Source organism: Curtobacterium pusillum, from assembly GCF_007680845.1.
GTDB lineage: Bacteria > Actinomycetota > Actinomycetes > Actinomycetales > Microbacteriaceae > Curtobacterium > Curtobacterium pusillum_B.
Window position 1 is genome coordinate 107,579 of the sequence record NZ_VEIY01000005.1, and the last position, 21,835, is coordinate 129,413.

23 protein-coding genes and 1 pseudogene are annotated in these 21,835 nt (G+C 71.7%); 4 read left to right on the plus strand and 20 right to left on the minus strand.

Features of this window, described 5'->3' with window-relative positions; genetic code table 11:
- Positions 1–22 precede the first annotated feature (22 nt).
- Positions 23–627 (minus strand): annotated as a pseudogene (locus FS825_RS19075) (CocE/NonD family hydrolase); the annotation flags it as partial.
- A 119-nt stretch (positions 628–746) separates the two neighbouring features.
- Between FS825_RS19075 and FS825_RS12275 the strand changes: the two are divergent.
- The gene (locus FS825_RS12275) at positions 747–1,364 is read left to right on the plus strand and encodes a TetR/AcrR family transcriptional regulator (RefSeq protein WP_144713392.1); all 618 of its coding nucleotides are present in this window, start codon (positions 747–749) and stop codon (positions 1,362–1,364) included.
- Between the two features lie 23 nt (positions 1,365–1,387).
- Here FS825_RS12275 and FS825_RS18990 read toward each other — a convergent pair whose 3' ends face one another.
- The gene (locus FS825_RS18990) at positions 1,388–1,645 is read right to left on the minus strand and encodes a hypothetical protein (protein WP_186377218.1); all 258 of its coding nucleotides are present in this window, start codon (positions 1,643–1,645) and stop codon (positions 1,388–1,390) included.
- Positions 1,646–1,685: 40 nt separating this feature from the next.
- Here FS825_RS18990 and FS825_RS12280 point away from each other — a divergent pair, with 40 nt between their 5' ends.
- Positions 1,686–2,435, plus strand: a complete 750-nt coding sequence (locus FS825_RS12280) for an ABC transporter permease (RefSeq protein ID WP_186377219.1) — start codon at positions 1,686–1,688, stop codon at positions 2,433–2,435.
- A 22-nt stretch (positions 2,436–2,457) separates the two neighbouring features.
- Here FS825_RS12280 and FS825_RS12285 read toward each other — a convergent pair whose 3' ends face one another.
- The gene (locus FS825_RS12285; RefSeq protein WP_144713396.1) at positions 2,458–3,543 is read right to left on the minus strand and encodes a YeiH family protein; all 1,086 of its coding nucleotides are present in this window, start codon (positions 3,541–3,543) and stop codon (positions 2,458–2,460) included.
- Between the two features lie 435 nt (positions 3,544–3,978).
- On the opposite strand from FS825_RS12285, the gene FS825_RS12290 reads away from it, so the two are divergent.
- Positions 3,979–5,757 (plus strand): choice-of-anchor D domain-containing protein, encoded by a 1,779-nt coding sequence (locus FS825_RS12290; RefSeq protein WP_144713398.1) that lies wholly within the window; start codon positions 3,979–3,981, stop codon positions 5,755–5,757.
- A gap of 207 nt (positions 5,758–5,964) precedes the next feature.
- On the opposite strand, the gene FS825_RS12295 is transcribed toward FS825_RS12290, so the two are convergent.
- The 17 genes from FS825_RS12295 to FS825_RS12375 form a co-directional block, all read right to left on the minus strand.
- Positions 5,965–7,140 carry a flagellar hook protein FlgE gene (locus FS825_RS12295; protein ID WP_144713400.1) on the minus strand — a complete coding sequence of 392 codons (1,176 nt, stop codon included), beginning with the start codon at positions 7,138–7,140 and terminating at the stop codon, positions 5,965–5,967.
- Between the two features lie 47 nt (positions 7,141–7,187).
- Positions 7,188–7,631, minus strand: a complete 444-nt coding sequence (locus tag FS825_RS12300; RefSeq protein WP_144713402.1) for a flagellar hook assembly protein FlgD — start codon at positions 7,629–7,631, stop codon at positions 7,188–7,190.
- 41 nt (positions 7,632–7,672) lie between these two features.
- Positions 7,673–9,277: a flagellar hook-length control protein FliK gene (locus tag FS825_RS12305; RefSeq protein ID WP_144713404.1), complete on the minus strand. Its 1,605-nt coding sequence runs from the start codon at positions 9,275–9,277 to the stop codon at positions 7,673–7,675.
- The gene (locus tag FS825_RS12310; protein WP_144713406.1) at positions 9,274–9,987 is read right to left on the minus strand and encodes a C40 family peptidase; all 714 of its coding nucleotides are present in this window, start codon (positions 9,985–9,987) and stop codon (positions 9,274–9,276) included. Before FS825_RS12310 ends, FS825_RS12305 begins: the two co-directional genes overlap by 4 nt.
- Complete coding sequence (locus tag FS825_RS12315; RefSeq protein ID WP_144713408.1) at positions 9,984–10,415, minus strand: flagellar FliJ family protein; 432 nt, start codon at positions 10,413–10,415, stop codon at positions 9,984–9,986. Before FS825_RS12315 ends, FS825_RS12310 begins: the two co-directional genes overlap by 4 nt.
- A complete protein-coding gene (locus tag FS825_RS12320) occupies positions 10,415–11,767 on the minus strand; it encodes a FliI/YscN family ATPase (protein WP_260981170.1) in 1,353 nt (450 codons plus the stop codon). Before FS825_RS12320 ends, FS825_RS12315 begins: the two co-directional genes overlap by 1 nt.
- An 8-nt stretch (positions 11,768–11,775) precedes the next feature.
- Positions 11,776–12,432: a FliH/SctL family protein gene (locus FS825_RS12325; protein WP_144713414.1), complete on the minus strand. Its 657-nt coding sequence runs from the start codon at positions 12,430–12,432 to the stop codon at positions 11,776–11,778.
- Positions 12,425–13,456, minus strand: a complete 1,032-nt coding sequence (gene fliG, locus FS825_RS12330; protein WP_144713752.1) for a flagellar motor switch protein FliG — start codon at positions 13,454–13,456, stop codon at positions 12,425–12,427. The genes FS825_RS12325 and fliG overlap by 8 nt, the downstream gene beginning before the upstream one ends.
- Before the next feature lie 8 nt (positions 13,457–13,464).
- Entirely contained in the window at positions 13,465–15,132 is a 1,668-nt protein-coding gene (fliF, locus tag FS825_RS12335) for a flagellar basal-body MS-ring/collar protein FliF (RefSeq protein ID WP_144713416.1), read from the minus strand.
- The gene (gene fliE, locus FS825_RS12340; RefSeq protein ID WP_144713419.1) at positions 15,132–15,473 is read right to left on the minus strand and encodes a flagellar hook-basal body complex protein FliE; all 342 of its coding nucleotides are present in this window, start codon (positions 15,471–15,473) and stop codon (positions 15,132–15,134) included. The genes fliF and fliE overlap by 1 nt, the downstream gene beginning before the upstream one ends.
- Positions 15,473–15,868 carry a flagellar basal body rod protein FlgC gene (locus FS825_RS12345; protein WP_144713420.1) on the minus strand — a complete coding sequence of 132 codons (396 nt, stop codon included), beginning with the start codon at positions 15,866–15,868 and terminating at the stop codon, positions 15,473–15,475. The genes fliE and FS825_RS12345 overlap by 1 nt, the downstream gene beginning before the upstream one ends.
- Positions 15,865–16,209 (minus strand): flagellar basal body rod protein FlgB, encoded by a 345-nt coding sequence (locus FS825_RS12350; protein ID WP_144713422.1) that lies wholly within the window; start codon positions 16,207–16,209, stop codon positions 15,865–15,867. The genes FS825_RS12345 and FS825_RS12350 overlap by 4 nt, the downstream gene beginning before the upstream one ends.
- Before the next feature lie 331 nt (positions 16,210–16,540).
- A complete protein-coding gene (locus FS825_RS12355; RefSeq protein WP_144713424.1) occupies positions 16,541–16,840 on the minus strand; it encodes a hypothetical protein in 300 nt (99 codons plus the stop codon).
- 4 nt (positions 16,841–16,844) lie between these two features.
- Complete coding sequence (locus tag FS825_RS12360) at positions 16,845–17,321, minus strand: flagellar export chaperone FliS (RefSeq protein ID WP_144713426.1); 477 nt, start codon at positions 17,319–17,321, stop codon at positions 16,845–16,847.
- Positions 17,322–17,332: 11 nt separating this feature from the next.
- Positions 17,333–18,730 (minus strand): flagellar filament capping protein FliD, encoded by a 1,398-nt coding sequence (gene fliD, locus FS825_RS12365; RefSeq protein WP_144713428.1) that lies wholly within the window; start codon positions 18,728–18,730, stop codon positions 17,333–17,335.
- 95 nt (positions 18,731–18,825) lie between these two features.
- On the minus strand, positions 18,826–19,992 hold the full coding sequence (locus tag FS825_RS12370) for a flagellin N-terminal helical domain-containing protein (RefSeq protein WP_144713429.1): 1,167 nt from the start codon (positions 19,990–19,992) through the stop codon (positions 18,826–18,828).
- A 118-nt stretch (positions 19,993–20,110) separates the two neighbouring features.
- The gene (locus FS825_RS12375; RefSeq protein WP_144713431.1) at positions 20,111–20,929 is read right to left on the minus strand and encodes a sigma-70 family RNA polymerase sigma factor; all 819 of its coding nucleotides are present in this window, start codon (positions 20,927–20,929) and stop codon (positions 20,111–20,113) included.
- A gap of 419 nt (positions 20,930–21,348) precedes the next feature.
- Here FS825_RS12375 and FS825_RS12380 point away from each other — a divergent pair, with 419 nt between their 5' ends.
- Positions 21,349–21,834, plus strand: coding sequence for a flagellar protein FlgN (locus tag FS825_RS12380; protein WP_144713433.1), 486 nt, complete (start codon positions 21,349–21,351; stop codon positions 21,832–21,834).
- Position 21,835 lies beyond the last annotated feature (1 nt).

Below are 21,835 nucleotides of genomic sequence, written 5' to 3' on the forward strand. Positions count from 1 at the left end.
AGACGTCGCTGACGCCTTCCCACGGGTTGATCGCGACGAGGTGCGGCGGCTGCTCGGCCGCAGTGAACCACTGCGACACCGCGAGGTAGCTCGTCCCGCTCATGCGACCTTGCCGTCGCACCAGGGCTGCTCGGCGAGCCACTCGACCACGTCGAACGCGTCGCGGCCGTCCTGGCGGTCCCAGAGCACGCTGTCGCCCTCGGACTGGTCGATGCCGCGGTGGTCGACGTTGCAGATCGCGTACCCGTGCTCAACCCAGTACGCCGGGTCCGGCCCTTCGAACTTCTCGAGCCCGGACACCGTGCTGTTCGGCAGCCCCACGAGCCCGAAGACCCCCATCACGCTGGCGGAGGTGCCCTGCGCCTTGCCGTACGGGCTCCAGGCCACGATCACCGGCACCGGCTCCATCGTGACCGGACGGAACACGTCGACGTGGATGGTCGTGCCGTCGCGCAGCTGCATCGCGACGTCCTTTTCGAACACGGTGTCGACCGGCAGCGACCGGAACGGTGGAGCGATCCGGAACCCCGCCTCGAGCGTCCGGGTGCCGGGCTCGAACGGGGTCAACACACCCGTGCGCGGCGCGGGCAGCGGGGTCGAGGGGACGGACATCCTCTGGTCGGTCATCGTGTGCTCCTTCGTGCGGGAGTCCTCCGTGGGCTCGTCGTCGGGGCGAGCGTACGTCCGATCCGGCAATAACTCAACACGCGTTGAGAACAAGTGCGGTGACCGAGTAGGTTCGGGTCATGGCAGCGGACGACGACAGCGGGACGGGCACGCGGGTGGGCCGACGCCCAGGGAAGACGAGCACCCGGACGACGGTGCTCGCAGCCGCGAGCGCACGGTTCGCCACGGACGGGTACGCCGGCACCACCATCCGCCGGATCGCGACCGACGCCGCCGTCGATCCGTCGCAGGTGATGCAGTTCTTCGGATCGAAGGACGAGCTGTTCGCGGCGGTGATGGCGGTCCCCGCGTCCGCACTCCGCCGGTTCGACACCGCGTTCGAGGGTCCCGACGAGCACCTCGGCGAGCGGGTGGTGCGTGCGTTCCTCGAAGCCTGGGAGGCGCCGGGCGAGGAGTCCGAACCGCTCATGGCGATGCTGCGGAGCGCGGTCGTCAGCGAGCAGGCCACCGAGCAGCTGCGCGACTTCATCCAGTCACGTCTGGAGCACGGCACGACCGGCGGGCACGGTGCGGACCGAGCGCTGCGGTCGGGGCTCGCGGCCGCGATGCTCGTCGGGATCGTGATGAGCCGCCGGGTGATCGGCGTCCCGGCACTGGTCGCCGCCGACCACGACCGACTCGTCGCCACGGTCGGCCCCGCCGTCCAGTCGGTCCTGGTCCCCGGCACACTCCGCTGACGGCCTTCACGCGTCCGGCCGGCTCAGCGGAATCGGCTGCTGCCTCGGGCGTGCCGACGCAGGACGACGAGACCGACGGTCAGGCCGACGGCGGCCAACGCCGGTGTGAGGGCAGCCCCGAGGACGATGACCGTCGTCCGGTCGGCCGGCGCGTCGACGCCACGGAGGAGGACGAACACCGTCACCGGCAACGCGACCGTCGCGATCCACGCCAGGGTCACGAGGACAGCCAGCAGCACCGTCGCACCGCGGTACGACGAGGGCCGGGGCGAGGTGTCCATCGGGTCAGCCAACCAGACCGGGACGTGGGAGGCTCGGGACGTGGTCGACGCGAGCAGCATCCTGTGGACACTCGTCGGCGTCGTCGCACTGGTCGCCGTCGCGACCGCGGTCCTGCTCCTCGCGCGTGCCCCGTCACCGTGGGCGCCGGCACTCGCCGTCCTCCGCGGGACGGTCCAGCTCGCCCTCATCAGCCTCGTGCTCAGCGGCGTCATCCGCGAACCGGTGTGGATCGCGGTCGCCCTCGTCGTGATGTTCGGCGTGGCGACGACCACGGCGGCCCGACGACTCGGGACGCTCCGGACGCGGCTGCTCCCGGTGGCGCTCGCGATGGCGGCCGGGGTGGTGGGCGCGCTCGGCGTCGTGTTCCTCACCGGCGCGATCGCGTTCACGCCGCGCTACGTCCTCGCCGTCGGCGGCATCGTGGTCGGGAACGCCATGACGAGTGCGACGCTGTCCGGCCGACGGTTCGTCGAGCTGGTCGACGACCGGTGGGAGGAAGTCGAGGGGTGGTTGGCGCTCGGTGCGACTCCGCGCCGGGCGACCGCGGACCTGGTGCGGCGGGCGATCCACGCCGCGATGGTGCCGAGCACCGACCAGACCCGCACGACCGGACTCGTCACGCTGCCCGGCGCGTTCGTCGGCGCGATCTTCGGCGGTGTCTCACCGCTCGAGGCCGGACGGTTCCAGATCGTCGTCCTCGCGGCGATCATCGCCGCGGGTGCCATCGTCGCGACCGCGCTGACGCGCATGCTCGCCCCGGTCGCGACACGGCCGCAGTCGCCGGCCTGACGTCCGGATGGGAGCGCCCCCGTCAGAGCAGTCCGAACGCCGCCTGCGCCCCGAGGCTCGTCGCGGCGACGAGCACCCACAGCGCGATCCCGAGCAGCATCGGCCGGAATCCGGCCCGGCGCAGTGCCGCGAAGTCGGTCGACACCCCGATCGCCGCGAGCGCGACCGTGATGAGGAAGGTCGCGACGACGGCGAACCCCGGGGCGGCAGCTGCCGGCAGGACACCGACGGTGCGGAGCAGCACCACCACGAGGAACCCGACGAGGAACCACGGGACCAACCGGAACACGCGGACGCCACCGGCGCGGGCCGAGGCTACGTCGGACGTGGGCTGCTCACGGGCGGTGCGCCGCGCCTCCAGACCGGCCAGGCCGACCACGATCGGGATGATCATGAGCGTCCGGACCAGCTTGACGACGACCGCGGTGTCGGTCGCCTGTCGACCGTAGACGGTCGCGGTCGCGACGACCGACGAGGTGTCGTTGACGGCGGTGCCGGCGAAGACGCCGAACGCGTGCTGGGAGAGACCGAGGGCGTGGCCGAGCAGCGGGAACACGAAGACGGCCGCGATGTTGCAGAGGAAGATCGTCGACATGGCGTAGGCGACGTCAGCGCTGACCGCGCCGATCACCGGGGTGACGGCGGCGATCGCGGAGGCGCCGCAGATCCCGGTGCCGACGCCGATGAGGGTCCGGAGCGCGCCCGAGACCCGCAGCAGTCGGCCGATCCCCCACGCTGCGGCCAGGCACACCACGAGGGTCGTGAGCATCACCGGGAGGGTCTCGCCGCCGATGCGGAGGACCTCGGCGACGGACAGCTGCGCGCCGAGGAGGACGACGGCGAGCTGGAGGACGCGGCTCGAGGCGAACTTCACACCGGGCTGGAGGGTGCCGAGGTCGGGGCCGCCGGGGTCGGTCGGGCCGCCGTCCTGGGTCGGGGTCCGGGTACGGGTCCGGGTCCGGCGCACGAGCCAGCCGACGGCGGCGCCGATCACGACGGCGGGGACGGGGCCGCCGATGACGGGGACCTCGTGGGCGACGAGGGTGGCGACCAGGCCGATCACGAGGGCGAGGGCGACGCCGGGGAGGAGGCGGCGGAGGGACGGCATGCTCCGAGCATGGCCGGAGGTGGGGGTTCGTGGGTGGGCGGCGCGCGGGTGCAGTTGCGGGTGGGCGGCGCGGGTGTGCGGACGCGCCGGGGAGAGCGTGCGGGCGGGCGCGGGCATGCGCTCGCGGGTCGAACCACGGATCCGACGTCGAACCAGCCGCGGCGGGTGGTTCGACGTCGCGATCGTGGTTCGACGCCCGACGCCCGACGCCCGACGCCCGACGCGCAACGACGGCGCCGGCGGCGGGCGGGAGCGGCGACGACGACGGCGGGCTTCGTGCCCGTGCGACGGTTCTGCTCCACACCCGGTCCACGCGCGGGACGTCGAGCACCTGTTGCGGGTTCCCGCAGCAACGGATTCAGTGCCGGTGCGCGGGAGTAGCGTCAGCGTCGTCGTCCCGGGTGGGGCTGACTCGGGGACCAGAACGGACGACGAATGCAGCGCTTCACTCGCGCGGCACCCATGGCAGCTGCCGCGCTCCTCACCGCCGGCGCGGTCGGCTTCACCGGCCTCGGGACAGCCTCCGCAGCCACAGCAGCACCCCCGACCGGTGGGGTGCTGCAGATCCTCTCCCCGCACTACTCGAACCGCGGAACACCACAGTTCGCCGACGGCGCGAACGTGCAGCGGTACCTCGCCGACACCACCCGCGGCATCGACGCCCGGATGACCGTCACCGCGACAACCGGAGCGTCGTTCATCCTCACCCCGCCGGACGGGAAGCCGCTGACCACCGGCGTCTACCGACTCGTGGGAACGCAGTCGTACGGGGCGAACGTCCCGACGCTGACCATCAACGGCGAGTACATCTCCGGCGAGTTCGACATCCTCGACCTCGCCTCGAACCCGACGAACGGCGCCATCACCCGCTTCGACGGCATCGTCCCGGGTGTCGGTGAGTACCGGTTCGGAGAAGACGCCGCCGGATCCGTGGTCTTCGGCGCCAGGAACCTCGTGTTCACGAAGACGTTCATCGGACTGCCGAAGACGGCGCAGGTGGAAACGGTCCACAACACCGGCACCTCGGCCGTCACGCTCGGCACGCCCACGGTCGCCGGGGTGAACGCCTCGTCGTTCTCCGTCAGCGGCAGCACCTGCAAGACCACCCTCGCCGCCGGCGCCACCTGCACGTTCACCGTCGGGTTCGCGCCGAAGACGGCCGGACCAGCTACCGCCGCGCTGAGCGTCAAGGTCGGCACTGCGACCCGCACCGTCCCCCTCACCGGTTCGTCGTTCCTCGGGACGACCGGCATCACCTCATCGGGCAAGGGCATCGTCGACCAGGGCAAGACGACCAAGGTCACCGCAGCGAACACGGCCATGACCGTCGTCTCCATCGGGTCCGGGTGGATGTTCAACGCGGACCGTCTCGACGGCTCAGGCAGCGCCCTCAACATCCGGCTCACGAGCCCGAACGACCAGCCCATCCCGGTCGGGACGACGAAGACCACCGTCAGCGGTCGGTACAGCATGGTCGACACGGTGAACTCCAGCGGTTGCGACTCGAACGGCACCATCACCGTGAAGCAGTTCATCAACGACCCGGTGAGTGGGCTCCCTGACACCGTGGACATGTCGTTCGTCCAGTACTGCGACAACGGTGAGAAGCTTCCGCAGACCGGGACGCTCCAGTGGCAGGCCCGTGCAGACGTCGCCGCGCCAGCAGCGCCGACCGCAGTCGCTGTGTCCGCGACGTCGCCGCGGAAGGTCACCTGGAAGCCGTCGGCCTCGAAGGACGCGAAGTCGGTCGTCGCACGGCTCGTGCAAGGAAGCGGAGCGAACGCCACCCCGCAGAGCGGCACACCGCTGACCGTGTCGGGTACCTCAGCAGCGGTGCCGTCCGTTCCCGCCGGGCAGCAGTACACGGTGGCCCTGTTCGCCGTCGATGCGACCGGGAACGTCAGCAAGGCCGCCGTCGCCCGCTTCGGCACCGCGCCGGTGACCGTGACGGCACCCGGCCGGCCGACCATCACCAGCACCAGCAGCGGCACCGGGACCGTGACCGTCTCGTTCACCCCGCCGGCCAGTGACGGCGGGCTGCCCATCACCAGCTACGTCCTGTCCACCCTGTACGGCTCGCAACAGGTGAGCGGAACGTCGAGTCCGCTCACCCTCACCGGCCTCCCCGCCGACGGCAACATGGTCGAGATCACTGCCGTCAACGCCGCCGGGAAGGGCACGCCCTCGTACGCCGTGCCCGTCACCATCGGCTGACAGCAGGGGTCACGCCAACGCCCCGACCACGAGACGTGGACGGGGCGTTCTTCGTCGAGCTGCCGCCGCCGCCGGTGACCTCTGCGAGTTCCGAGAGGAAAGCGTCCGGCATCCGTGGGGCATGCGTCGGCGACTGGGTCCGAAGACACCGATCGCTGTGAACACGTCACAGTCGGGCACCGCCGACGCCGCGCCGCCGCCGGACCCCTACCGCTTCAGGTTCGTCAGCTCCTGCAGCACCTCGTCCGACGTCGTGATGATCCGCGCGTTCGCCTGGAACCCGCGCTGCGCCACGATGAGGTTCGTGAACTCCTGCGACAGGTCGACGTTCGACATCTCGAGCGTGCCCGACGCGAGCTGCCCCACGCCGGCCGATCCCGGAGCGCCGACGGACGCGTTGCCCGAGTTCCCGGTGGCCCGGTAGCCCGAGGCGCCGGTCTTCTCGAGGCCCGCCGGGTTGGCGAACGTCGCGAGCGCGATCCGGCCGATGGCGAGCGACGCCCCGTTCGAGAACGTCCCGACGACGGTGCCGTCCTTCGAGATCGAGTAGCCCTGCAGGGACCCGGCCTCGTGACCGTTCTGCGACGCGATCGACGCCGTGTTGAGCGACGCGAACCCCGTGAGCTGCGTCATGTCGACCGCGATGCCGCCGACCGTGACGGCGCCGCCGCCGGTGAGCGAGCCGTCGGCACCGAAGGTGAGCGACGTCGTCGCCGAGGCGCCCTGACCGTTCGTCGCCGCGACGTCCCAGCCCGCGGCGGTGCGGGTGTAGGCGAGGGACATGGTGTGCTTCGCACCGGACGCGTCGTACACCGTCGCGTCGCGGGTGATCGTGGTGCCGACGGCGGTCTCGGACGGCAGGTTGCCGGTGACGCCGGCGGTGGTGGTGCGGACCGCGGGTGCGGCGGCGTCGAGCGGCAGGACGATGTCGGACAGCCCGCCGTTCTCGTTGACGACGCCGTTCGTGGCCGGGTAGCCCTGCACGATCTTGCCGTCGGCGGTGACGAGTCGACCGTCGGCGTCGAAGTCGAACGCACCGGCACGGGTGTACACCGTGTCGTTGCCGAGGCGCGTCACGAAGAACCCGTCACCCGAGATCATCAGGTCGGTGGCCTTGCCGGTGGCCTGGGCGGAGCCCTGGGCGAAGTTCGTGGACACGCCGGCGACCTGCACGCCGAGGCCGATCTGCGCCGGGTTCGTGCCGCCGATGCCGGTCTGCGGCCCACCGGCGCCCTGGGTCATCTGCGACAGGGTGTCCTGGAAGACCGTCGACGAGGCCTTGAAGCCGACCGTGTTGACGTTGGCGATGTTGTTGCCCGTCACGTCCAGCATCTGCTGGTGCGAACGGAGGCCGGAGATCCCGGAGTAGAGCGAGCGGAGCATGGTGCGTCCTTTCGTGGAACGACGACGAAGAAGAAGAAGTCAGGGGGTCAGGAGGTGGGAACCGTGGTGCTGATGCCGGAGATCACGTCGAGGGCGACCTCCTTCCCGTTCACGGTCACGGTGGGGACGCTGTTCGCGTACGAGACGGCGGAGGCGGTCCCGGTCACGGACTTCCCCGTGACGGCGTCGGTGTAGCCGACCTGCTTCCCGACGAGGTTGGCGGCGGCGATCCGCATCTGCAACGAGAAGTTCTCGTTCGCGGTCGTCGTCTGGTTGGTCATCTGCTCCATCATCGCGAGCTGCGTCTGCTGGCTGATCATCTGGTTGGTGTCCATCGGCGACGACGGGTCCTGGTTCTGCAGCTGCGTGACGAGGAGCTTCATGAACACCTCGGAGTCCATCGTCTGGGACTTCTGCGAGGCGCTGTTCGCGGCGAGGGCCGCAGCCTGCGCGGCCTGGTCCACGCTTCCGGTGATGCCGTCGATCGGCATGGTCGTTCCCTTCGGTTCTGCCTGGGTCGGGGTGTCGTCGCTCAGGCGAGGACGTCGAGTCCGGCGGTGCGGACGGTGGGCGTGTGGGTGGTGCCGGGTCTGCGCGGGGTGTGCCGCGCCTCCAGGCCGGTGGAGCCGGTGGGTCCGGTGTCGGGACGGCTCCCGTCGGGCTGTCGCTGCTCACGGGCCGGAGCATCGCCCGGGTGGTTCTGCGACGAGAGGTCCAGGGTCGTCGACGGCCCCGACCCGGCCGCGTCGCGGCGGAGGTCCGGCATGACCTGCCGCACCGCGTCCCGTCCCGCGTCGGAGGCGGCGAACAGCTCGACGTGCATCCCGTGCGCCGTGACGTGTGCCCGGAGCGTGACCGGGCCGAGCGCGTCGGGCGTCACCTGGACGGTGACGACGTGCTCGCCCGGGCCGGCCTGCGCGAGCGTGAACAGCGGTCGGCTCAGCTGCTGGGCGAGCGGCGCTGGTGCGTTCGCGGTGGTCGCGCCGGGTGCGGTCGCCGACGTGGCCGGCGCCGCCGGCGCGAGGGTCGGCGACGTGGTCGGCACGGCGAAGGGCGTCTCGCCGCCGCGGGGTGCGGTGACGGACTGGAGGCGCGGCTCGTCCTGCCCGGTCGTCCCCCGGTCCGTCCCGTGGCCGGTCTGGGAGCCGGTGTCCGGGCCGGTGCCGCCGGTCGGGCCGGTCACGCCGGTCACGCCGGTCACGCCGGTCGGGCTCGTCACGCCAGTCGGGCCGGTCACGCCGGTCGGGCTGGTCACGCCGGTCGGGCTGGTCACGCTGGTCGGGCCGGTCACGGCGGTCGGGCCGGTCACGCCGGTGACGCTGCTCCCGCCCGTCGCGACGGGTCCGTCCGTGGGACCGGCCACGGCGGTGCTCACGGCGTCGGCGGCCGGCGGGTTCACGTTCGGAGTCGAGCGGGTGGCGGTGGTTCCGGCCGCGACCTCAAGGCCGGCGGATTCCGGCGCCGCCGGAGCCTGAGCGGTCGCGGCTGCGGGTGCGACCCCGGCGGGGGTCGGCGCGGTCGCGGCCGGAGCCGTCGCGGTGCCGGTCGTTGCCGCGGCGTCCCGGAGGTCCGCGGTCCCGGCGACTCCCGGTGCCGTCGGTGCGGCAGCGTCGAGGGCGCCCGGGTTCGCCGCGGCCCTCGTGCCCGCCGGTGTCGTCGTCGCGGACGAGAGGGTGCTCCCGCTCGGCGTCGCCACCGTTCCCGCGGTCGACCCGGCACCGGCGATCAGCGCCGGTCCCACCGAGGACGTGGTGTTCGCCGCGGGCGCGTCCGAGGCCGGGTCCTCCGACGGCACGACGGACGGCGGGGTCGAGAGCGCACCCGTCACGGCGTTCGGGAGCGGCAACCCCGGCACGGAAGCAGGCGCCGGTGCAGGGGCCGGGGCGTCGACGGCCGCGCTGCCCGGTGGCGTCCCGGGGGCCGAGGCGTCGGTCGTGTCCCGGCCGTCCCGCTCATCGGCCCGCTCCCCGGCCCGCGCCCGTTCGCGCTGCGGGGTCCCGGTCGGCGTCCGGCGATCCGGGGCGCCGACAGCGGTCATGGCCGCGTCGAACGAGTCGGCGGACGCCGGACGACGGGACGCGGACGACGCACCCGGGGCGCTCGGCGCCGTCGGGGCTGTGGCGATGGTCAGGCTCATGCTGCGCTCCCACTCTGCAGCAGCGACATCAGGGCCGCGGTCTGCAGGTCGGTGCCCTGCGCCGCCACCGAGCTCGCGGTCGTCGCCGACGCCTGCGCCGGCACGATCCTCCGGATGGTGGCGATGTCGGAGTCCTTGTACCAGTTGTCGACGATCCGGACGTCCTTGCCCGGGTGCGGTGCGTGCAGCACCTTGCCGTCGCCGACGTAGATGACGACGTGTCCCTCGCCCTTGGGGATGATGAGGTCCCCGGGCTGTGCGTCCTTGAGCGACCCCACCTCGACGCCCATCTTCGCCTGGTCCGGCACGACCCGGGGCATGGTGACCCCGAGGTCCTTGAACACGGTCTGCACGAGACCCGAGCAGTCCATGCCGCTCGTCGTGGTGCCGCCGAACACGTACGGCACGCCGAGGTACTTCTTCGCGTCCGCGACGACGTCGGACCCGGTGGCGCCGCTGCCCGTCGCGATGGTGCCGGCTCCGGCGTCGACCGAGGTCGCGGCGGCGGACGTGGCACCGGTGGCCGTCGCCGTGCCGGTCGCGGTGGCCAGCGCGTCGGCGAACGCGGTGGAGTTCGCGACGCTGGCGGCCGAGTCGGCCGAACCGGACGCGGCTGACGTCGTCGCAGCCGCCGCACCAGCGCCGGTGCGCAGGGCGTCGATCTGCGTCCGGATCTCGGAGATCCGGGTGAGCACGGCGTCCACGCTCATCGGGCACCACCTTCCGTGCGGCGTCGGGCCGCGATCTCGTCGAGGGCGTTCTGTTCGGTGCGGAGCTCCTCGGCGGTCTGCTGCTCGCGGTGCTGCGCCTCGAGCTTCTCCAGGCCGAGGGCCGATCGTCGGGCGCCGTTGTACTCGTCCTGGGCCTGGTCGGCGTCGGCGCGGCGGCTCCGGACCACGGCGTCGAGTTCCTCGAGCATCCCGCGGGTGGCGGCCCGGGCGGCGGCGACGGCGCTGAGGGTCGCGGCGTCCTGGATCGGCTGCGGTCCCTCGGCGTCGGCGAGGCTCCGGCGGGCGGCGATGCGGGCGTCCGCGGCGTCGCGCACTCGTTCGTTCGCGGCGGCGAGGGACGCAGCCGCCCGGTCCTGCTCGGCGTGCCGGAGCCGGAGGAGCCCGGCCAGCGGGAAGCGGCGGGCCATCAGGCGACACCCCCCGCGCCGAGCGTGGCGACGAGCCCACCGAGCGCGTGCCAGGACGCCGGCGCGGTCGCACGCTCGTCCATGCCCTGTCGGAGGAAGGCGTCGATGGCGTCCTGGTGGTCGACGGCGGCGTCCACGAGCGGGTTCGTCCCGCGCTGGTACGCGCCGACGTCGAGCAGGTCCTGCGCCGCCTTCCGTGCGGCCATGACCTTCCGCAGGGTCGTCGCGGCACCGCGCTGCTCGGGCGTCGTCACCTTCGAGGCGACCCGGGACACCGAGCCGAGCGCGTCGACGGACGGGAAGTGCCCGGTGATCGCGAGCTTCCGGTCGAGCACCACGTGCCCGTCGAGGATGCTGCGGGCGGCGTCGGCGATCGGCTCGTTGTGGTCGTCCCCGTCGACGAGCACGGTGTAGAGCCCGGTGATGCTGCCGACCCGGTCGGTCCCGGCACGCTCGAGCAGCCCGGCGAGCACCGAGAACGTCGACGGCGGGTAGCCCCTGGTGGCGGGCGGCTCCCCCACCGACAGCCCGATCTCCCGCTGCGCCATCGCGACCCGGGTGAGCGAGTCCATCATGAGCACGACGTCCTGGCCGGCGTCGCGGAACGACTCGGCGATGCGGGTCGCGACGAACGCCGCACGCAGGCGCATCAGCGCGGGCTCGTCGGAGGTGGACACGACGACGATCGAGCGGGCGAGACCCTCCGGCCCGAGGTCGTCCTCGAGGAACTCACGGACCTCGCGGCCACGCTCCCCGACGAGGGCGATCACGTTCACCGCGGCGTCGCTCCCCCGGGCGATCATCGACAGCAGCGAGGACTTGCCGACGCCGGAGCCCGCGAAGAGCCCCATGCGCTGCCCTCGGCCCACGGTGGTGAGGGTGTCGAGCACCCGGACGCCGAGCTGCATCGGCGTGTCGATCCGGGTGCGGGCCATGGCGTTCGGCGTCGCGTGGTCGAGCGGCACCCAGTCGACGGCTCCACCGTCAGCGCCGACGAGCGGACCGCGGTCGTCGATCGGCCGCCCGAGCCCGTCGAGCACCCGCCCGAAGAGTCCGGCGCCGGTCGGCACGAGCACCGGGCGTCCGGTCGGCCGCGCCGGAGTCCCCGCGGTGACGCCGTTGAGGCGGCCGAGCGGCATGCACCGGACCCCGGCGGCGTCAGTGGCGACGACCTCGACGAGAGTCTGCGGCGCACCCTCGGCGCCGACGGAGACGACCTCGCCGACGTGCGCGTCGAGCCCGGCGACGGTGAGCCCGAGTCCGACGGCGCTCGTGACGACCCCGACGCGCTGCGGTGCGGCCTGCCGGATCGCCTCGTCGAGCCCGCGGGGGCGGAGCAGCGGGCGCTGCAGCGTGGCGGTCACGAAACGACCCCCAGCGCCGTGCGGGCCCGGTCGAGCGCCGTCGCGATCCGCGCGTCGAGCATGCCGTCCGGCAGGTCGACGACGGCGTCGCCGTCGCGGAGCGACGGGTCGGCCACCACCGGGACCGCCAGGTCGAGGTCCGCCACGCGCGCGGCGTCGGCGACGCTCAGCCGGACGGTGACGGGGATGGTCCGGTCGATGGACGCGAGCGCCCGCCGGACGGTCGCCTCCGCACCGGACCCGCGCCGTTCCTCCCGGCTGTCACTGCCGTCCGCCGGTCCGGCGGACGCTCCATCGGACTGCCTGGAGGCGCGGATCGCGTACCCGACGACCGCTTCGGCCAGGTCGATGGCCGCGTCGGCGACGGACTGCTCCGCGGTGTCGAGGACGGGCGCGACCTGCGAGAGCATCGCGTTCGTGGCCGCGTCGAGCACCGCGATGCGGCGCGCGGTGTCGGCGTGCATCGAGGCCAGGCGCGCGGCCTGCTCGGCCTCGAGGCGGGCGCGCAGGGCGTCCGTCTCCGCCTGGGCGGCGCGGAGGCCGGCCGCGTACCCGGCGGCGTGCCCGCGCACGTCGGCGCCGGCGGCTCGCTCGCGCACGACCGCGTCGCTGATGACGGGGAACGCGACGCGCTGCACGGTGCGGTCAGTCAACGAGCTCGTCCTCCTCGGCGCGGTGGACGGTGATGACGCCCTGCGCCTCGAGTTCGCGCACGGAGCGGACGACCTCGGCGCGGGCCTCCTCGACCTGCGAGACCCGGACCGGGCCCATGGCCTGCAGCTCGTCGTCGAGGAGCTCGCGGTTGCGCTCGGACACGTTCGCGCGGATCGTCTCGACCACCGGGGCGGCCGCGCCCTTCATGGCGGTCGCGAGGAGCTTCGAGTCGATGCCGCGGAGCACCTGCTGGATGTCCCGCGACTCGAGCTTGACGATGTCCTCGAACGTGAGCATCCGGGAGCGGATGTCCTCGGCGAGCTCGGGGTCGCGTGCCTCGAGCCCGTCGAGCACGGCCTTCTCGGTGGCGACGTCGGACCGGTTGATGATGTCGACGAGCGGGGCGATCCCGCCGACGACCTCGATGCTCTCGCGCGGGGACACCACGGCCCCGGCGCGCTGGCGGAGCACGCCGGCGACGATCCCGACGGCTTCGGGGGTGGCCGAGCCCATGGTGGCGAACGCCTGCGCGACGTCGGTCCGGGCCCGCTCGTCGACACCGGCGAGCACGGCGCTGGCCTGCGCGGGCGAGAGGTGGGCGAGCACGAGGGCGATGGTCTGCGGGAGCTCGCCCTCGAGCAGGCTGACGACCTGCCCGGGCTCGGCGTCGTCGAGGAAGTCGAACGACTGGCCGGCGAGGTTCGAGGCGAGCCGGTCCATGACGCCGGCGGCGCGCTCGGCGCCGAACGACGCCTCGAGGAGCCCGAGGGCGGTCTCCTTGCCACCGCGCTTCTGCGTGCGGCCGCTGAGCGTCATCCGGTGGAACTCGCTGAGGGTGCGGTCCACGACGGTGTCCTCGACGCGGCGCATCCGGACGATCTCGGCGGAGATCTCCTCGGCCTCGATCTCGGTGAACTGCTTCATCACCTCGGCAGCGCGCTCGGTCTCCATCTGCATGAGGATGAGCGCGACCTTCTGGGCGCCGGTGAGCGGACGGTCGGGGGTGCCGCCGACGCTCGACATCAGGGCGCTCACACCGGGGCCCGGTCGTCGAGGAGCCCGCGGAGGAGCTCGGCCGTGCGCTTCGGGTCGCGTTCGGCCAGCGCGGAGATGTCCTGGCGCCGGCGTTCGGCGGTGATCTCCTCGGTGGTGAGGACCTCGGTCGGCGCGTCGTCGTGCGGGATCGTCGGCAGGGCGACCGTCGGCGCGGGACCGGCCTGCAGCGCGTCCCGGTCGGCGTCATCGACGGCGAGCGGCAGCTGGAACGTCTCGCCGGCGAAGGCGTCGAGCTCGCCGAGGTCGACCGCCTCCCGCTCCTGCCGACGGCTGCGGCGGGCGAGGAAGACCATGATCGCGATGAGCGCGAGCAGGCTGCCGACGACGATGCCCGCGGTGCGGATCGCCGACCACAGGGACTCCTGCTGGTCCGCCTTCTCCTGCGCCTCGAGCGCCTTGGTGGCCTTGTCGGCGGCGCTGGTGTCGAAGTCCATCACGGCGACCGCGACCTTGTCGCCACGCGCCGTGTCCAAGTTCGCGGCCCTGGACACGAGGTCGTTGACGCTCTGCAGGTTGGCGTTCTTGACGGTGTCGGCCTTCGCGTTCAGGGCGACGGACACCGACTGGTTCTGCAGCGTACCCGCGGGGATCTGCGTCGTCTCGGTGGTGTGGTCGACGGCGTTGTTCTTCGTCGCGGACTCGTTCTTGTACCCGTCGTCGCCGGTGCCGCTGGTGGCGGTGCCGTTCGGGACGGCGATGTTGTCCGGACCGAGGACGCCCGTGGCGCCGCTCGACGCACCCGAACCGGAGCCGTACTGCTCGGTCGTGCTCGACTCGTTGAGCGCCACCGGACCGGTCGTCGGCGCCGTGTAGGACTCGCTCGTCTTCGTGCCGGTGTTCTGGTTCATGGTCGCGGAGACCACGACCGTCGCGTTGCCGACGCCGAGCGTGGTGTCGAGGAGGTCCTGGATCTTCTTGCTCGTCGCGGCGTCGTAGTCGGCCGCCTGGTCCGCGCCGCTGCCGGTCGCGCCGGTGCCGACCGCGGAGAGCGTCTGCCCCTTCGCATCGACGACCGAGACGTCGGTGGGCTGCATGCCCTCGACCGCGGCGCTGGTGAGGTGCACGATCGCCTGGACCTGGTCGGTGCTGAGCTGTGCGCCGTTCTTCGTCGCGATGAACACCGACGCGGTCGGGTCCTTCTCCTCGGACACGAACACGGTCTTCTCGGGGATCGCGAGCTGGACCGTGGCGGTCTGCACGCCGTCCATCGCGCCGATGGTCTTCGCGAGTTCGCCCTCCATCGCGCGCTTGTAGGTGACGTCCTGCTGGAACTCGGAGCTCGTCACGCCCATCTTGTCGAGGAGCGAGTACCCGCCCTCGTTCGACGACGGCAGCCCGTTCGACGCGGCCTTGAGGCGCTCCGAGTACACCGACCCCTGCGGCACGAGGATCGTGGCTCCCCCGTCGGTGAGTTGGTAGGGGACCCCGTCGGTCGTGAGCTGGTCGGTGACCGAGCTCGCGTCGGCCGCGGCGAGCCCGGTGAAGAGGGGCGCGTACGACGCCTTGCCGAGCCAGCTGGCGAGGGCGAACCCGCCGAGCACGAGCGCGGCGACGACGAGGATCGCGATGGTGCGCTGCGCGGCGCTGAAGCCCTTGACGTAGGCGGCGAGGCGCGCGAACACGTTCTTGACGGCGACCGGCATCAGGCCTGCATCCTCATGATCTCGTTGAAGGCGTCGACGCCCTTGTTGCGGACGGCGGAGACGAGCTCGAGCGTGACCTGCGCGCGGGTGGCGGCGATCGTGGCGTCGTGGATGTCGTCGAGGTTGCCGGTGACGGCCTTGAGCGCGAGGGTCTTCGAGTCGCTCTGCAGCGCCTGGAGCCCGTCGACCGCGTTGCCGAGGCTCGCGGCGAACCCGGATCCGTCGGTGCCGGTCGCGGCGCTCGTCGCACTCGTCCCGACGTCGCTCGACGTCCCGCTCACGCTGGTGAGCGCGTTCGTCATGGCGTTGGTGGTCACACCGTTCACGGCGTCGATGGGCATCAGTTCTTCCCGATCTGCAGGGCCGCCTCGTAGGCGGTCTTCGCGCGGTCGACCACCGAGGCGTTCGCCTGGTAGCCGCGCTGGGCCATGATGAGGTCCGCCATCTGCGTCCCGAGGTCGATGTCCGGCATCCGGACGTAGCCCTCGGCGTTCGCGAGCGGGTTGTCCGGGTCGTACGTCACCCGGCCGGCGGCACTGCCGAACGAAGCGCCCTTGACGTAGGCGCCGGAGACGCCGGCGCCCTCCTGCACCTCGACGTAGCGGGCCTGGAACGCGGAGTCGTCCATCGACTTCACCGTGTTCACGTTGGCGATGTTGTCCGAGATGGCGTCGAGCCACTTCCGGTGCACCGTCATCCCGGTGCTCGCGATGCCGATCGCGTCGAACGTGGTCACGAGGTCGTCCGCATCGCCGCACGGACGCTGGTGAGCTCGGAGTTCATCGCCTGCGTGGCGAACTGGTACCGGAGCACCGTGTCGACGTTGGAGAGCGTCTCCTCGTCGAGGTTCACGTTGTTGCCGTTGGTGTTCGTCGGCTCGAGGCTCCGTGCGACGGTCGGCGTGGTGCTGCCGTCGCCGTCGACGATCGACTTCGCCAGGGCGTCCTCGAACTGGACCTTCTCGGCGTGGTAGTTCGGCGTGTTGATGTTCGCGATGTTGTTCGCGATCGTCTTCTGACGGAGCGAGAGCCCGTCGAGCGCACTCTGCAGTGCGACACTCGTCACGGAATCGAACACGGGAGGACCGTCCCCTCGATCGGCGCACCACCCCCTGGTGACGCGCCCGATGGCGGTGGCCGATCCGTGGCCGAACTGGTGAGCGATCCGTGCTCAGGGGGCGCTGTCGGCCGGGCCCCGGGGCACGTTAGGCGTCGCCCCGAACGGGGGGCGGTGCCGTGCGGCGGGGGGTCTGGCCCGCCGACTCGGTACGACAATGTCGCTGTCGTACGACGACCACGATGTCGTTCGTTGCGGACGCCGGCTGTTGTGCGCGCTCGATTGCGACAACACGGCTGTCGTACGACGGCCACAGTGTCGCATCGAGTCGGTAGACCCGGCGCCGGCCCGGTCAGGCGGACGCGTCGAGGTACACCGACCCGCGCGGCTCCCGCGTCGCGTCCACGGCCCGCAGCGCGCCGAGGTGCTCCGCGGTCGAACGCCGGTCCGCCTCGAGCGCCTGGATCCGGTCCCGCTGCGCGGCGAGCAGCCGGGAGGCGCGCCCCACCAGCTCCCGCGGCACCGGTCCCAGCCCGGCCGGCTCCGACCACGCGGTACCCGTCTCGCGGACCGCGTCCTGCTCCAGGGACGCGAGCAGCGCCTCCCACGCGGAGCGGCGGTCGCGGTGGGGCGACACGTCGTCAGGCGACACGACGTCAGGCGACACCGAGCGCACCGCCCGCCGACTGCTGGACGGTCGGGGTGGCCGGGAGCGACGCGGCGGCGTCGTGCCAGGACTGCCGGAGCGGCTCGAGGATCCGGATGCAGTCCCGCGTGGCCTGCACGTCGCGGTGCACGTTCGCCGTGATGAGCGACGTCGAGGCGTAGTTGTAGATCGCGAGCAGGCCCTCGCCGCCGTCCCACACGTCGATCCGCAGCGTCGAGGAGAGCTCGCCGACGATGGCCTGGGCGTGCAGGAGCTGCTCGCGCGCGGCGTCCCAGTCGGCGGTGGTCTGCGCGGCCTCGGCGCGGTGCAGGTCGAGCAGGAGCCGGTCGTACAGCATCGTGACGAGCTGGGCCGGGGTCGCGGAGAGCACGGCCTCGTTCGTGTACTGGGCACGGCGCTGGTCGGTGACCGTGCGGGGCTGCGCGGCCTGGCGGAAGGCGGCGGACTGGAGGTCGAAGGCGTTCATGGTCGTTCCTGTCAGCTCGAGGTCGACGCGAGCTGACTGGCGAGCCAGCTCGACTGGGACTGGAGCTTGCTGAGGCTGGTCTCGAGGGAGGCGTAGAGGGTCTGCAGTGACGCTCGCCGGGCGGTGAGTCGATCCGTCCAGCTGTCGATCTGCGTATTGAGGTCCTTCGCGACGGACTGCTGCCCGGTGATCGACGTGGTGATGGATCCCGTGTACTTGTCGGAAGCGGTGGTGGCGGTGGCCCCGACGTTCGCCGCGACGCCGGACAGGATCGCCTGTGTGCCCTGCGGGTCTGCGGCGAGGGCCTTCTGGAAGACGTCGGCGTCGAACGTGAAGTCGCCGTCCTTCGTGATGACGATGCCGATCGTCGACGGGGACTTGCCGTTCACCGGGGAGGACATGGTGCTGGACAGCCGCTGTGTAACGTCCCTCGTGGTCGCGTCGCCCATGAGCACCCCGGCCGTGGTGGTCGTCGTGCCGTCGGTCGGGCTCGTCGTGCTCGTCACCGCAGCGTTGGACGAGTAGTACGACGAGATGGCGTTCATCGCGTCGACCAGTCCGGACGCGACTGCCTGGGCCTTGGTGCTGTCCTGCGCGACGCCGACCGTGACCGGGTCCGTTGACGCCTTGGTCACACTGACGCTCAACCCGGGGAGGAGATCGCTGAAGGTGTTCGTCGCACTCGTCACCGTCTGCGCGGCAGGGGTACCGGCCCAGAGCGTGACGCTTGCGTCCGCGGCCTGGGCGACCTTGGCGGCGCCGACCTCGCCGAGGACGTTCGTCGCGGTACCGGCGGTGACCTGATCGGTGCTCCCTCGATAGACCTCGAACGCGCCACCCGCCCCGGTCTTCGCCGAGGTGAGCTGCAGGCGGTAGAGCTTGGTGCCGTTCGCATCGGTCCCCGCGGCGACCTTGGTCGCCGTGACGCCGGCGACGGACTTGTTGATCGCGGACACGGTGTCGTCGAGCGATCCGGAGGCCGGCGTCACCGTGGTCTTCGTGCCGTCGGCGCCGACGAGGGTGAGCGGCTGCGCATCTGCGGCCCAGGTCGACATCGCGGCCGTCACCCCGACCTGTGCGGTCGCGGTCGCGTCCACGGTGAACGAGATCGACCCGACGGAGGCGTTCGACCCAGCACTCGCGGTGACCCCGGACGTCGAACTGCTTGCCGTGAACACGTCGAGCGAGGTGGGTTTCGCAGCTGCGGACGCCCTCGTGGCGAGGGTCTGCACCAGACCGTTGATCGTCTGCAGGGACGAGATGAACGAGTTGGTGCTCGTGAGCTTGTTCTTGAGGAGCGTCTGCGGGACACCCTCGACGGTCATCAACGAGTTGATGAGGTCGGTGGTCTTCAGCCCGCTGACGAGGCCGTCGATCGCGAGGCTGCTGGCCGATGACACGGACGACATCGAGGGCTCCCTGCCGTCGGAAGTGGTGGTCAGGTGTGGGTGACGCCGCCGTCCGGGACACCCGAGCGGTCCCGGACGACGGCGTCAGGTGGTGCTTAGCGCAGGAGCGAGAGCACACCCTGCGTGCTCTGGTTCGCCTGCGCGAGCATCGAGGTGCCGGCCTGGCTGAGGATGTTGTCGCGCGTGTACTTGACCATCTCCTCCGCCATGTCGACATCCGTGATGCGGGACTGCGCAGCGGTGAGGTTCTCCTTGGCCACGTTCGTCACGTTGATGGCGTGGTCGAAGCGGTTCTGGATCGCACCGAGGTTCGACCGAGCGGTCGAGACGGCCTTGATCTGCTGGTCGATGACCGTGATCGCCTTCTGCGCGGAGTCCGCGTCAGCGAAGGAGATCGCGCCGTCGGCAGCAGCGGTCCCGACCGTCCCACCAGCGAGACCGTTGCCGGTCGCGACGGTGTTCTGGACGGTGCCGCCGTTGATGGCGGACACCACGATGCCGGTGCCCTTGCCGTTGGCGTCGTGCTCGACCGAGACGCTGAAGTTCGCCGAGAAGTCGGCGTTCTTCGACAGGTCCTCGGCGTACTTGTCCACGCTGTCGTACGACGCCGCGAGACCGGTGACCGAGACCTTCTTGGTCTCGTTGCCGCTCGTGACGCTGAACTCCTGGTCCTTGCCGCCGAGGTCGGCGACGTCGGCGATCGTGAACTGCGTACCGGTCGAACCGCTCGTCCCGACCGTCAGCTTCGAGGCGATCGCCGAGACGTTCGCTCCGGAGAGGTCGACCGAGATCTGACTGTCCGTGCCTGCGTTGGCCCCGACCTGGAACTTCAGGGTGTCGTTGTTGTTGAGCAGCGACGTGCCGTTGAAGTTCGTCGACTTCGAGATCCGCACGAGCTCCTGCTGGAGCTGGCCGACCTCGGTCGAGATCGCCGTGCGGGAGTCCGAGTTGTTCGAGTCGTTGCCGGCCTGGACGGCCAGGTCGCGCATGCGCTGGAGGATCGAGTGGGTCTCGGTGAGCCCACCTTCAGCGGTCTGCACGACGGAGATGCCGTCCTGCGCGTTGCGGGCGGCGACCGTGAGGCCACCGACCTGGGACTTCAGCCCCTCGGAGATCGACAGACCGGCCGCGTCGTCGGCAGCACGGTTGATGCGGAGGCCGCTCGAGAGCTTCTCGAGGGACTTCGACAGGTCGTTCTGCGTCGAGTTGAGGTTCCGGTACGTGTTGAGTGCCGAGAGGTTGGTGTTGATGGACATACCCATGGTGGTTTCCTCCGTGAAATCTGGGTCGTACGTCTGCCCGTCCGTGGGCTGACATGGGTGACTCTCGACCGGTCGGCCGGAGCCGTTAGTGGATCGACCGGATTTCCCGGTCGAACTCCTAGCTCGCCGCCACGACCGGGCTGTTCGCGACGTCCTGCACGGCCCGCGCGACGCCGGCTGCGGCGTTCGCGGCGACCCGCGCCAGGTAGGCGCTCCGGCGTGCGGCGGTGGTCCTCGAGGCCGGTTCGACGACCGCTCCCTCGTCGCCGTAGTGCGCCGAGAGCCCGTCGCGGAGCAGCCGCATCGCCTCGGACCGCTGCTGCGAGACCGCGGAGTGCGTGATCCCGAGCTCGGCGGCGACCTCGGTCACGGAGCGGTCACCGAAGTAGACGTTCTGGACGATGTACCGCATCCGTTCGGGCAGCGCGTCGACCGCGGCGCGGAGGTAGCGGCGCTTCTCCGCCTCCAGCAGGTCCTCGCCCGGCAGCGGCAGGTCGGCGGCGAGCACGTCGTGCACCGTCTCGTCGATGGGGCTCACCGTGCGGGCGGCGTCGCTCATCGCGTCGGCGGCCGACTGGCGGTCCACGCCCATCGCGTCCGCGATCTCCTGCACGCCGACGCTCCGACCGAGTCGGGCGGACAGCGCCTCCTGCGTCGCGAGCGTCTCGCGGATGCGCTTCCGGGTGCCGCGGGAGGCCCAGTCGGCCGAGCGCATGTCGTCCGCGATCGCGCCGGTGATCCGGGTCCGGGCGTAGGCACCGAACGGGACGCCCAGGTCGGGGTCGAACGCTTCGGCCGCGGCGACGAGCGCGAGCGAACCGACAGCGGCGAGGTCGTCGCGGTCGAGGTGCGTGGCTCGCGCCCGGACGTCGGCGACGATGTAGCCCACGAGCGGGAGGTGCTCCACGATCATCGCGTTGCGGTCGTTCCGGTCCATGCTCTTCCCCTGGTCGCCTGACTGCGTGACCCGTCCGTGGGCGCGACGGACGCCGGCCTCGGTCGGCCGGTGCGTACGCCGAAGTACCACCCGGGTCCCTCCGGGCGGTGCGCTCCGCGTCCCTCGACGCGGTGCGGGATGTCCCCCGCTGCGGTTCCGAATGTATCGGCTGGCAATGCCCTGAGTGAGTGCACATCCGTCCCCAATGCGGGGGTGTGCGGGCGTTTTCCCGGTCGTCATTTTGGGGGACCCAGCATGGGGAACGAGCGTTCTTGTCCCCCGGGTGGGGTGGATTCCGGGAGGCGCGGCTCCTGTCCGCCCCGCGCGGCACCGCTCCGGGTGCTTACGTCCGACCACCGCAGGCCGATAGGTCCCGGTGTCCGCAGGATGACCGACACGAACCCACCAGGGAGGAGCTGATGAGCGTGAACGAACTGTCCGCCGTGCTCTGGCGCGAACGCGAACTGCTCGAGCTGCTCACCTTCAAGCTCGAGGAGGAGCAGCTGCTGCTCGCCGCCGGCCGCTCCCGCTGGGTCTCCCACGCCAGCCGCGAGGTGGAACAGGTCCTCGAACGGCTCCGCAGCACCGGACTGGAGCGCGCCGCGTCGAGCGCCGAGGTCGCCGAGGAGTGGGGCGTGCCCGCCGACGCTCCCCTCCGCGAGGTCGTCGCCGCCGCACCGAACGGCCCGTGGGGCGAGATCCTCGCGTCGCACCTCACCGCGATGGTCGAGCTGACCACGCAGATCGGGGCGCTGCGCGACGAGAACGACCGGTTCCTCCGGACCGCGGCGCAGGCCACCGAGGAGACCCTCGCCGGCTCGGTCACCGGGGCCGCCACGTACGACGCCTCGGGGACCTCGGGCAGCGGCGCCGACGGGGCACGCCTCTTCGAGGGGACGCTGTAGC

Coding starts and splice junctions, on each gene's coding strand:
- FS825_RS12375 (WP_144713431.1), bottom strand. CDS start 20,929: ATGGACCGGAACGACCGCAACGCGATGATCGTGGAGCACCTCCCGCTC.
- FS825_RS12370 (WP_144713429.1), bottom strand. CDS start 19,992: ATGGGTATGTCCATCAACACCAACCTCTCGGCACTCAACACGTACCGG.
- FS825_RS12380 (WP_144713433.1), top strand. CDS start 21,349: ATGAGCGTGAACGAACTGTCCGCCGTGCTCTGGCGCGAACGCGAACTG.
- FS825_RS18990 (WP_186377218.1), bottom strand. CDS start 1,645: ATGGACACCTCGCCCCGGCCCTCGTCGTACCGCGGTGCGACGGTGCTG.
- FS825_RS12285 (WP_144713396.1), bottom strand. CDS start 3,543: ATGCCGTCCCTCCGCCGCCTCCTCCCCGGCGTCGCCCTCGCCCTCGTG.
- fliD (WP_144713428.1), bottom strand. CDS start 18,730: ATGTCGTCCGTGTCATCGGCCAGCAGCCTCGCGATCGACGGCCTCGTC.
- FS825_RS12300 (WP_144713402.1), bottom strand. CDS start 7,631: ATGCCGATCGACGGCATCACCGGAAGCGTGGACCAGGCCGCGCAGGCT.
- FS825_RS12275 (WP_144713392.1), top strand. CDS start 747: ATGGCAGCGGACGACGACAGCGGGACGGGCACGCGGGTGGGCCGACGC.
- fliF (WP_144713416.1), bottom strand. CDS start 15,132: ATGCCGGTCGCCGTCAAGAACGTGTTCGCGCGCCTCGCCGCCTACGTC.
- FS825_RS12360 (WP_144713426.1), bottom strand. CDS start 17,321: ATGAACGCCTTCGACCTCCAGTCCGCCGCCTTCCGCCAGGCCGCGCAG.
- fliE (WP_144713419.1), bottom strand. CDS start 15,473: ATGCCCATCGACGCCGTGAACGGTGTGACCACCAACGCCATGACGAAC.
- FS825_RS12290 (WP_144713398.1), top strand. CDS start 3,979: ATGCAGCGCTTCACTCGCGCGGCACCCATGGCAGCTGCCGCGCTCCTC.
- FS825_RS12310 (WP_144713406.1), bottom strand. CDS start 9,987: ATGAGCGTGGACGCCGTGCTCACCCGGATCTCCGAGATCCGGACGCAG.
- FS825_RS12315 (WP_144713408.1), bottom strand. CDS start 10,415: ATGGCCCGCCGCTTCCCGCTGGCCGGGCTCCTCCGGCTCCGGCACGCC.
- fliG (WP_144713752.1), bottom strand. CDS start 13,456: ATGTCGAGCGTCGGCGGCACCCCCGACCGTCCGCTCACCGGCGCCCAG.
- FS825_RS12295 (WP_144713400.1), bottom strand. CDS start 7,140: ATGCTCCGCTCGCTCTACTCCGGGATCTCCGGCCTCCGTTCGCACCAG.
- FS825_RS12305 (WP_144713404.1), bottom strand. CDS start 9,277: ATGAGCCTGACCATCGCCACAGCCCCGACGGCGCCGAGCGCCCCGGGT.